The sequence below is a fragment of the Pseudoalteromonas sp. ESRF-bin5 genome, from assembly GCF_002632075.1.
Lineage (GTDB): Bacteria > Pseudomonadota > Gammaproteobacteria > Enterobacterales > Alteromonadaceae > Pseudoalteromonas > Pseudoalteromonas marina.
In genome coordinates, this window is the sequence record NZ_NTLW01000220.1 from 1 (window position 1) to 9,568 (window position 9,568).

8 protein-coding genes and 1 pseudogene are annotated in these 9,568 nt (G+C 41.0%); 7 read left to right on the forward strand and 2 right to left on the reverse strand.

Going from position 1 to position 9,568, the window contains the following annotated elements; genetic code table 11:
* The 5 genes and pseudogenes from BCG07_RS13365 to BCG07_RS13385 form a co-directional block, all read left to right on the forward strand.
* A pseudogene (locus BCG07_RS13365) lies at window positions 1-150 on the forward strand (dTMP kinase); the annotation flags it as partial.
* A 1-nt stretch (window position 151) separates the two neighbouring features.
* A complete protein-coding gene (locus BCG07_RS13370; protein ID WP_138741239.1) occupies window positions 152-1,066 on the forward strand; it encodes a DNA polymerase III subunit in 915 nt (304 codons plus the stop codon).
* Between the two features lie 11 nt (window positions 1,067-1,077).
* The gene (locus tag BCG07_RS13375; RefSeq protein ID WP_006792298.1) at window positions 1,078-1,404 is read left to right on the forward strand and encodes a PilZ domain-containing protein; all 327 of its coding nucleotides are present in this window, start codon (window positions 1,078-1,080) and stop codon (window positions 1,402-1,404) included.
* An 18-nt stretch (window positions 1,405-1,422) separates the two neighbouring features.
* Window positions 1,423-2,202: a TatD family hydrolase gene (locus BCG07_RS13380; RefSeq protein ID WP_058429078.1), complete on the forward strand. Its 780-nt coding sequence runs from the start codon at window positions 1,423-1,425 to the stop codon at window positions 2,200-2,202.
* Between the two features lie 4 nt (window positions 2,203-2,206).
* Window positions 2,207-4,066, forward strand: a complete 1,860-nt coding sequence (locus tag BCG07_RS13385) for an alkaline phosphatase D family protein (protein ID WP_286890531.1) — start codon at window positions 2,207-2,209, stop codon at window positions 4,064-4,066.
* 473 nt (window positions 4,067-4,539) lie between these two features.
* Here BCG07_RS13385 and BCG07_RS13390 read toward each other — a convergent pair whose 3' ends face one another.
* Entirely contained in the window at window positions 4,540-4,911 is a 372-nt protein-coding gene (locus BCG07_RS13390; RefSeq protein WP_006792295.1) for a GxxExxY protein, read from the reverse strand.
* A gap of 1,215 nt (window positions 4,912-6,126) precedes the next feature.
* Window positions 6,127-7,566, reverse strand: a complete 1,440-nt coding sequence (rsmF, locus tag BCG07_RS13395; protein ID WP_286890532.1) for a 16S rRNA (cytosine(1407)-C(5))-methyltransferase RsmF — start codon at window positions 7,564-7,566, stop codon at window positions 6,127-6,129.
* A gap of 265 nt (window positions 7,567-7,831) precedes the next feature.
* On the opposite strand from rsmF, the gene BCG07_RS13400 reads away from it, so the two are divergent.
* Window positions 7,832-8,518: a GntR family transcriptional regulator gene (locus tag BCG07_RS13400; protein ID WP_010556308.1), complete on the forward strand. Its 687-nt coding sequence runs from the start codon at window positions 7,832-7,834 to the stop codon at window positions 8,516-8,518.
* A gap of 129 nt (window positions 8,519-8,647) precedes the next feature.
* Window positions 8,648-9,526, forward strand: coding sequence for a methylisocitrate lyase (gene prpB / locus BCG07_RS13405; RefSeq protein ID WP_006794390.1), 879 nt, complete (start codon window positions 8,648-8,650; stop codon window positions 9,524-9,526).
* Window positions 9,527-9,568: the final 42 nt, after the last annotated feature.

Sequence of the window (9,568 nt, forward strand, 5' to 3'; positions counted from 1 at the left end):
ATTGAGTTTTTTCAGCGTACACGCATGCGCTACCTAGAGCTTGCAAGCGACGACAACTCTATTAAAACCGTAGATGCCAATCAAGAAATTGATAAAGTACATCGCGATATCACAAACGTATTACGTACTTTTTTTGAAGAGCTAAAATAACATGTCTCTACCTTGGCTATATGAAACACAGCAACACTTAGCACAAAGCTTTCGTGGTCAGCGTTTTCATCATGCCCAATTGTTTTGTGGCCCTGTGGGTGTAGGTAAGTTTGCCTTAAGTGACGAATTAGCCAATGCCTTGTTATGCCAAAATATTACCCAGCAAACAGCCGCACCAAATAGTATTTTAGCGCCATGTGGGCAATGTAAAAGTTGCTCGCTTAACCTTGCGGGTACGCACCCCGACAAGCGCATCACCCAGGTAGACGGCCAAAGCATTGGCGTAGACGACATACGCGCCATTAGCGATTTTATGAACCACTCAGCGGCGCAAAATGGCAACAAAGTAGTGGTAATAGAAAACTGCGAAAAAATGACCATGGCAGCGGCTAACGCCTTGTTAAAAACGCTTGAAGAGCCAAGCAATAGCCGGTTTTTAATACTAACCACAAGCCAACCTGCGCAATTGCCAGCCACTATTTTAAGCCGATGCGCTAAAACCGACGTAAAAGTAACAAGTACACAACTAGCGCAGCAATGGCTTGAGTCGTTACAAATACAAAATTACCCTTGGCTACCGCTTTTTTATAGCCAGCCATTACAAGTAAAACAGTGGCAAGAGCAAAACCAGTTACAAAATATAGATACCCTTTATAAGTTTGCAACTGAGTTTAAACAAAGCCATAATTTCAAAGCGTTAGTCGATATAATAAATAAACAACCGGAGCTGGTTCGTATATTTACCTTATTTTTAAGCGAGCAATTAAAACAGCAATTATTACAAGGTATGAGCTTTGAAGCGTATCAAGAAGCGCAACAAGCACTTAGCGAATTTTTGCAAAATAACACAAAAATTCTCGGCCTTAATTTACCGCTCGCCGTATCGCGATTAGCGTACATTTTACGTAATAAATAAAAGGATTAACCATGCAAGAGCTATTAGTAGATATAGACGACCTAGACGAATTATATCGCTGTTACATGCCTTACTTAAAAAAAGGCGGCTTATTTGTGCGTACTAACATGCGTTACGAAGTAGGGCACTCGCTGGCGTTACGTGTAACCCTTCCCGACGCACTAGAAGACGACATAGTCACTGGCAAGGTTGCGTGGATCACCCCGCAGGGCGCACAAAGCTCAAACCCGCCAGGGATTGGTATTAGCTTTTTAGACGACAAAACAAACCTAAACGCCAAGATCGAAAAACTACTGGGGACTATGTTAAACTCCGGTAATCCAACTTACACCATGTAGTAAAAAACAGGCCCAATTTTGATTGTAGATTCGCATTGCCATTTAGACCGTCTTGACTTTGATAAACTCGATTTAAACCTAGACCAAGTGCTAGACCAAGCACGCGCCAAACAGGTTGAACACTTTTTATGTGTAAGCGTTACGCTTGACCAATTCCCAAGTATGCTTGATAAAATTAAGCACTATGACGATGTATCGGCCTCGTGTGGCGTACATCCGCTCGATCAAAAAGACGCGCTTAACAAACAGCAATTAATTGATTTAGCGTCACACAATAAAGTAGTAGCCATAGGCGAAACTGGCCTAGATTACTACTACGCAAAAGACACGCATGCAGTGCAGCAAGCAAGTTTTGTAGGCCATATTGACGTGGCTAACGAGCTACAAAAGCCGCTAATTATTCATACACGCGACGCCCGTGCCGACACTATTAACCTAATGCGCGAGCACAATGCCGAAAACTGTGGCGGCGTACTGCATTGTTTTACAGAAGACTGGGACATGGCTAAAAAAGCCATAGATATGGGCTTTTATATTTCTATTTCAGGTATTGTAACGTTTAAAAATGCAGTAGAGCTTAAAGACGTGGTAAAGCAAATCCCACTCGACCGACTACTAATAGAAACCGATTCGCCGTATTTAGCACCCGTACCGCACCGTGGGCAAACTAATCAGCCTGCTTACGTGCAAGATGTTGCGTATTACATTAGTGAGTTAAAAGGCATTAGCTTTAACGAACTAGCTAAAGCCACCACCGATAACTTTTACTCGCTATTTAAATTAGCAGCTAAAGGCTAATAATATGACGACTCACGCGGCGCAACTTCCTATGTTACTTATGGGGCCAATGGTGCGCCGCGCTGAACAAACAGGCGTGTGCATAGTATTTGCAACGTCAGCCCCCGCACAGTGCCAAATTAATATACTCAATACGCAAAGTGTCAGCGAGCAGCAAACCATCACACTAGGCGAACGCCTTTATTTACACTTTGTAGTTGTAAAACCGGCAAGTACACCTTTTGCACTCGACACTTTACTAGCGTATCAATTAATAATAAATGGCAATGAGGTTGACCTATCAGCTTGGGCTTACAGTAACCAGACAACCCCAGCATTTGTTATACCCAATAAACTAAATAGCATATTACATGGCTCGTGCCGAAACGCGCATCACCCCGCAAAAGACAGCCTAGTCACCGCAAGCCAATGGCAAAACACTCAACGCAGCCAAAATACACCTGGCGCACAATTATTGCTGTTAAGCGGCGACCAAGTTTACGCCGATGATGTAGCAGGGCCTATGTTATTGGTTATTCATCAGCTTATTGAAAAGCTAGGTATTTATAAAGAGCAACCTATGGCGTTGCCACTGCCTAACAAAATTGATGAACAGTTATACAACAGGCACCATTTTTTACCCAAAACACCGTGGCAAAAGCGCTCAAAACTGGGTGTGGGTTACTGGCTAAAAAAAGACGAGCCGCATTTTTCAAGCGTAAAAGCATTTAACCACCTTATTCACTTTGAAGAATTTATAGCGCTTTATTTACTTAATTTAAGCGCCACTGCCTGGCAATGTGTTGATTTACAAAACGCACAATACACCGGCCAAAACCCCGAGCATCAACGTATTTTTAATGCCGAAAAATCGGCGTTGCTTGGCTATGCTGAAGGGCTAAATGAAGTAGAAAAATTATTTGCTAATGTGTCGACGTTAATGATGTTTGACGATCACGACGTAACCGACGATTGGAACCTCACCGCAGGGTGGGAGCAAGCCATAAACCAAAACCCAAGCAGTAAACGCATAATTAATAATGGGCTAATAAGTTACTGGTTGTTCCAAGGTATGGGTAACGATGCGCTAACAAAAACAGGCGCGCTAATACCGCCATTTAAACAAAGCTTAAGCGCTAACAACCAATGGCAATTTAAAGCGTTTGATAAACCCCTTAACGAATTTAACCATTGGCATTACGAGTTAACTACAACACCTAAAGTTGTGGTGCTCGACACCCGCACACACCGCTGGCGTAACGAAAGTAATTTTAACGAGCCATCAGGCCTGCTCGATTGGGAGCGCCTTACAGAGCTTGAAGAAAGCCTACTAAGTCACGATAAAGTAATTATAGTATCGCCCGCGCCAGTATTTGGCGTTAAATCAATAGAAGCCATTCAAGCGGCTTTTAATATATGCGGCCAGCCACTGATGGTGGATGTAGAAAACTGGATGGCCCACGAAGGCTCGGCTAAAAAACTACTCGACACCTTTAGACGCACCGACACCCCAAACGAAACCCTTATTTTATCGGGCGATGTACATTACTCGTTTTGCTTTTCGGTGCAAAAGCGTTTTGGCGATCATCCAAACAGAATATGGCAGCTCACCGCAAGCGGGATAAAAAACGAATTCCCGCGTAAATTAATAAACGTACTAGATAAACTAGACTCTATTTTATACGGCCCCAAAAGCCCGCTTAACTTTTTCACCAAACGCTGGCACATGGAAGTTGACAAACACCAAACCCTAGGCGAAGGCCAAAAGTATTTAGTAAGCGACTCCGCAATAAGCCTAATAACGTTAGATAACGGCGACTTATCCCGCTATCAACTCATCCACGGCGACGGCCACACCACCGAATTCGACTTAGAACACAAATAAAGCCCGGGATTGCCTTTATTGAAGACGTAGAGCTTGCTCACGTTAGAAGCGCAGCTTCTTGTAAAAGATCAATTGCACAAAGAGAAGAAAATGAGGAGTAAATGAGGGCACATTAAAACAGTAATTATGATCTATTTATTTAATCATAAGCTCACTTCTCTATAGCGGAGCGCCTCTTAACCTCTTTGTGAAATATTAACTAAAACTATTTGCACAAAGAGAAGAAAAAGAGGAGTAAATGAGAACCCATTAAAACAGTAATTATGATCTATTTACTTAATCACTAGCTCACTTCTCTATAGCGGAGCGCCTCTCAACCTCTTTGTGAAATATTAGCTAAAACCATTTGCACAAAGAGAAGAAAATTAGAAATAAATGAGAAGAGTCTGATACATACAAACAGTCTTACTAGCTCACTTCTCTAAAGCCGGGGTCTCTTAACCTCCTTTTTAAAAATAAATAAAAACAATGGCTTATAAATTAAATCGCTTTATACCATCAGTGAGTTTTATAGTGTTAAAGTTTATTAGAAGCCCAGCACCAATGTTTGCAAGCTTCATATAGGTTATTAATTGTGCTGAATGAATTGGTAGTAGCTTGTCTACTGATTTGAGTTCAATGATTAAATTATCGGGGAGTAGAATATCTAATCTATAGCCAGCATTTATATAAGTGTCTTTATAGTAAACTGGCAGATCAACTTGGCTCTTGGGCGTGAAACCCAATTTATTTAACTCATAAATCAAGCAAGCTTCATAAGTTGATTCAAGCAAACCAGGGCCTAAAGTTCTATGTACTTCTATTGCACAGCCAATTACAGCATGTGTTAAGTCATCAGTTTTCATATATATCCTTATAAAACTTCAGATTCATTAAGTTAAAAATAAAGCTTAGACAAAATAGTACTCAATTGCACAAAATGAAAAACAAGATCAATACAGCATTTTATAAATTTAGTATTTTAATTACCTTTCTAAAGCGTAGCGTCTCTCAACCTCTTTGTTAAAAATTAACAAAATCCATTTGCACAAAGAGAAGAAAAAGAGGAGTAAATGAGAAGACCATAAAACAGTATTAGGGTCTACTTACTAAATCATTAGGTCACTTCTCTAAAGCGGAGCGTCTCTTAACCTCTTTGTGAATATTTAATTAATTTTTAATAACTTGCGTGAGCAAGCTTCTTGTTATTTATAAATGAATTGCTACCACCGAGAACACCGAGGCGCTTCGCGCTACACAGAGAAGACATAAGTAATGATTAATCACTTCTCCTCGTTTTCTCCTTTACTTCTCGGTGGTGACATAAGCACTTAGTAATGTACGGTGCTGATGTATTGTAGGCGCCTTGCTTGCTGGCGCTTTATTTATAGATATGTAAAAGCGTTGCTTTTATACGCCAGCAAGCTGCGCGTCTACGGTGTAAAGTTTAAGTTAGTTTTGTAGACGTTGAGCTTGCTCACGTTAGAAGCGAAGCTTCTTTTTAAAAGATCATTTGCACAAAGAGAAGCGAATGAGAAGTAAATGAGAAAACATTAAGACATTAATGCTGTTTTTTATTTAATCACTAAATCACTGCTCTAAAGCGGAGCGTCTACGGTGTAAAATTGACTTTGCTTTGTAGACGTTTTACTTGCTCACGTTGAAGCGCAGCTTCTTGTTATTTATAAGAATATGATCACAGAGAACACCGAGGCGCTGCGCGCTACACAGGGAAAACATAAGTAACGGTTAGTCACTTCTCCTTTACTTCTCGGTGGTGATTAAATTACTTGATTACTAATCAATCACAGAGCTACCCTTTGTGAATTTCTATTTCATTTCACTGGTGTATTTAAGCAGACAAAAAAATGCCCAGAGTGATTTAGGGAAACTCTGGGCTATAACGGGCTCTTTTGAGCCTTGCGCTAACTAAAAACTTTCTAATTCATAGGGAGAAGTTGAAAGTATTTTAAGTATAGCCAAAGCTCTTAAAATTACATATTTTTAGTGTGTTTTTTATACTGTAGTTCATACAAACACTTAACTGTGTTGTACACATTTTATACGTGGTTTGCGTGTGTTTACTCCCAGTTTATTAACTGGGTATTTTGCACTAGATCGCGCGGTAGTGAGTTTTTGATCTTATTTTTTTGCCACTTACCTAGCCCAATTGGGCAGCCACATAAAGTTAATACCACTTCGCCTAGCTCTTTTGTAGGCTCGGCTAGTCTTACATCTTTACCATTAAAGTAGTCGTTTGCTTGTTCGCTATTTAGCGCATACGTGTTGGTTTTACACGCATTGCCTAAAACTGTAGCAAACTCGTGGGTTAGCCTTACGCCATTTTTATGAATAATGCCTATTTGAATACCTAAACGGGCGTATTTGATTTTGTTTTGAATTGCATCAAACCCGTGCGGGAATAACCACAGCTCTTTGTCGCGCTGCATTAATGTGCCGGGTAAGTTTGTTAAACCAAAGTGTTTTTTAAGCTCGCTCATAAATGCAGTTGTTGGTTTTTTATCAAACTCAATAAACGGAAATGCGCCTTTTTTAACTGTTTGGTTTGGGTTGTTACAACTTGCGTGCTTTTTAAACTTGGCAATAAAAAAGCCTTCGCTGTCGTAGGTTTGCGGCCAAACGTGCAAATAGCCCTCGGTCGTTGTTGCTTTATCGGCGTCCGGAAATAAATCGCTAAGCGACTCGGGAGTTATAAACTCGCCAAATTCAGCAAGCAAATATTCGCATACTTGCTGGTTTTCGAGCGGGGTGAGCGTACAGGTTGAATAAACAAGCGTGCCGCCGGGTTTTAACGCGTAAAATGCGCTTTTTATTAAGTCTTTTTGTACTTGGGCTATTTGAATGTTTGATTCGATTGACCAATTTTTTAATGCGTCTGCATCTTTACGCACGGTGCCTTCGCCAGAGCAGGGCGCGTCTAGCAATATGCTATCGAAACATTCATACATGTAGTTACCAAATATAACGCCATCAAAGTGTGAAAGCGAACAGTTACCCACACCCATACGTTTTAAGGTGGCACTCAATACTTTTAAACGCGACGACGAAAGCTCATTAGCTACCAACACGCCTTGGTTGTTCATTAGTGCTGCTAACTGCGATGTTTTAGAACCCGGCGCCGACGCCATATCAAGTACGGTGATACTTGTTTGTATACTTTGCTTAAGGGCGATAGGTGGCAGCATTGAGCTTGCCTCTTGCACGTACATGGCGCCGCTTAAATGTAGGTCGGTGTTCCCTAGGGCTAGGTTTTGTTCTTCATTATTTGGGCGCTCCAGCCAAAAGCCTTCGTTGCACCAAGGAATTGGCGTGAGTTGCCAATTTTTTTGCTCCGCTTTTTTAATAAAGTCTTCAACGGTTATTTTTAATGTATTAACGCGAATAGATTTTCTGAGTGGGCGACGACACGCATTTATAAAGTCATCTAACTTTAAATGATTAGGCAGGTAGGTTTTTACGTCGTCTATAAAGTGCTCAGGAATAAAAGTATTGGCGTTCACGCGCTAGCTCGTACATTAAAAATAAAGCGCGATTTTAGCATTTAAATAACTAAATTTCAGTGATAAAAACCCGCTGTTTAATTAAATAGCGCTGTCGACACTTTGTGGTTTTTAGGTATTTATAAACTATTTTGATCATACTTTAGGCTAATAGTGTCGACAATGAGGCTGTTTTTTAACCTTTGTGTTGGGTTTTAGGGTTGACATGTTTTTTTAATGCGCCCATTATGGCGATACAAATTGTCGACAATCCAAAAATTAACTTATGACAGACTCATTTTCAAACGAAGCGCCCGTTACCACAGCATCTGATCAGGTATTTGTAAATATGCGCCGTGAGATTGTTGAAGGCACTATTGCCCAAGGTAGTAAAATTTCGGAGCCTGAGCTTGCAAAGCGTTACGGCGTAAGCCGCGCAACATTGCGTGAGGCGCTAAACCGCCTTGAAAGCTGTTATTTAGTTGAGCGCAAAGCCAATGTAGGTTGCCGTGTTGTAGCGCTAACAGCTGAGCGTTTAATTGAGGTTTACCAAGTGCGCAGCTCGCTTGAGGGCTTAGCGTGCCGATTAGCTGCCGACAATATGGAGCCTGATGAAATTAAAGGCTTAAAGCAATTACTTAATCAACATTTACAAACGCAGCGCGTTAAAGAAGGCGAGTCGTACTACCAAGAAGCAGGCGATTTAGATTTTCATTATCGCATTATCAAAGGCAGTAAAAACGCGCATTTGATTCATTTGCTTTGTAACGACCTGTATCAATTAATACGCATGTACCGCGTGCAAATGGGGATGGTGGGGCCGCGTGTATCAAAAGCGTTTGACGAACACTTAGCCATTATTAACGCGATTGAAAACCACGACGGCGAACTGGCCGAAATGCTAATGAAGCGCCATATAAGTGCGTCGCAAGCGAATATTCAAACCAAATTTGATTTATACCAATCTGAATAATTGTTTACTCACACAGATTGGTAAAAGCCGCTAAAAGCTAAAAGTTAAGCAAAATAGTTAAAGCGTCATATAGAAAGATTAAAAATATAAGTTACTCCATGTAGCCACCGTTCAAAGAGAGGAAATGATATGTCAGCAGGATATAAATTTAAACAAGCTATTGCTAATAATCGCCCATTACAAGTAGTGGGCACTATTAATGCCTACACAGCGATGATGGCTGAAAAAATGGGCCACCAAGCTATTTACCTTTCGGGTGCGGGTGTTGCTAATGCCTCTTTCGGTATGCCTGATTTAGGTATGACTAGCCTAGACAACGTGCTTGAAGATATTCGCCGTATTACCGGTGCAAGCGATTTACCTTTACTTGTTGATGCCGATACCGGTTGGGGCGGGGCGTTTAATATTGCACGCACCGTTAAAGAAATGACCAAAGCAGGCGCTGCGGGTTTTCATATAGAAGATCAAGTGGCGCAAAAGCGTTGTGGCCATCGCCCAAATAAAGAAATTGTAAGCCAAGGCGAAATGGTTGACCGTATTAAAGCCGCGGTAGATGCCAAAACCGATAGCGATTTTTACATTATGGCGCGTACCGATGCGTTTCAAAAAGAAGGCTTAAATGCGGCTATTGACCGCGCAGCAGCCTGTGTTGAAGCTGGCGCCGATGCTATTTTTGCTGAAGCTGTGCACGACCTTGCCGATTACCAAGCATTTGCCAATGCGTTAAATGTGCCTATTTTGGCTAACATTACTGAGTTTGGCCAAACGCCAATTTATACCAAAGAGCAATTAAGTGATGTGGGCGTTGAAATGGTGCTTTACCCACTCAGTGCGTTTAGAGCTATGAATAAAGCGGCACTTAATGTTTACTCGGCTATTTTAAATGAAGGCTCGCAACAAAGCGAAATTGAAAACATGCAAACCCGAGCTGAGCTTTATGACTTTTTAGATTACCACACATACGAAAACACACTCGATAACCTTTTTTCATCAAAATCTGACAAATAATAATTATTAAATTAGACAACACACAAATTTAAGATAGGAGAA